1 protein-coding gene and 1 pseudogene are annotated in these 1,174 nt (G+C 72.7%); both read left to right on the forward strand.

Annotated features, from left to right (window positions below; genetic code table 11):
* On the forward strand, positions 1–606 hold a 606-nt coding region (locus tag ITP53_RS55430), incomplete at its 5' end, for a DUF3152 domain-containing protein (RefSeq protein WP_236052259.1).
* Between the two features lie 310 nt (positions 607–916).
* Positions 917–1,174, forward strand: a pseudogene (locus ITP53_RS55435) (MBL fold metallo-hydrolase); the annotation flags it as partial.

The raw sequence follows: 1,174 nt of genomic DNA on the forward strand, positions 1-1,174 counted from the left end.
CCCCTGCCGTCCATCGCGCCCAGGAAACGGCCGGCCGAAGAGGTACGGGTGCCGTACGCCGCCTCGGGCCGGTACGCGATCGTGCGCGGCGGCGCCCCCGCCAGGCCCGGCCAGGGCGAGGTGGTGCGGTACGTCGTCGAGGTGGAGCGCGGGCTGCCGTTCGACGCCCGGGAGTTCGCGGCCGAGGTGCACCGCACGCTCAACGACGTCCGCGGCTGGGCCCGCTTCCAGCGCGTCGACCATGGCGAGGTACGGGTGCGGGTCGCCCTGTCCAGCCCCGACCTGACCGTCCGCCAGTGCCGTCCTCTGGACACCGGCGGCGAGCTGTCCTGCTGGAACGGCACCCGCTCCGTCATCAACGCCCGGCGCTGGGCCAAGGGCGTCCCGCAGTACGAGGGCGACCTGGCCGCGTACCGGCAGTACGTCATCAGCCACGAGGTCGGCCACGCCCTGGGCCACCATCACCGGCCCTGTCCCGGCCGGGGCAGGCTCGCTCCCGTCATGACCCAGCAGTCGAAGTCGCTGGGCCGCTGCCGCCCCAATCCGTGGCCGTTCCCGGATCGCAAACGGCGCGAGAAGGGCCAGAATGACGATCGAAGGCCGTGACGGCGAAGGAGGACCGGGAGGATCCGCATCGGCCGGGTAGCCCGGGATGGAGGTTCCCGGCGGGGTTGCCGTGGGGTTCCGGGATGACGACCGGTAGGTTCGATGCACCGCGAGGTCGCCGCTCTGGTGACGTGACCGGCATCGCCGCACGCGGGCCCCGGCGCACCCGGGAGCGTCCACGGCGTCCGGCCGCGTCATCCAACGGCGCGGAGATCAACGATCTGACCTATCGCGATATATCTTAGATAAGGAAACACCGGGGCCTCCCGCACGGACGGCGGGAGGGACAGATTCCAGGGGAGTGTGGGCGATGGCAGGGATGCGTACGGCACGGCGGATCCTCGCGGGCGGCGTGGCCCTCGCCGCTGCGGGCTGGGCGTTGCGCGATGTGCCCGCCGAGCTGGGCGTACGGCCGCTGAACTCAGGGCCGGACCGGGCCGCGCGGATACGGCGCTCGCGGCAGTTCGCGAACGGCGCGTTCGTCAACCCGATGGCCGAGCCGACGGCGATGCTGACCACTCCGCCCGTCGGCCTGCTGGGCGAGCTGGCCAAGGACAGGGAGCAGCGC

The organism is Nonomuraea cypriaca (genome assembly GCF_015645445.1).
Classification (GTDB): Bacteria; Actinomycetota; Actinomycetes; order Streptosporangiales; family Streptosporangiaceae; genus Nonomuraea; species Nonomuraea cypriaca.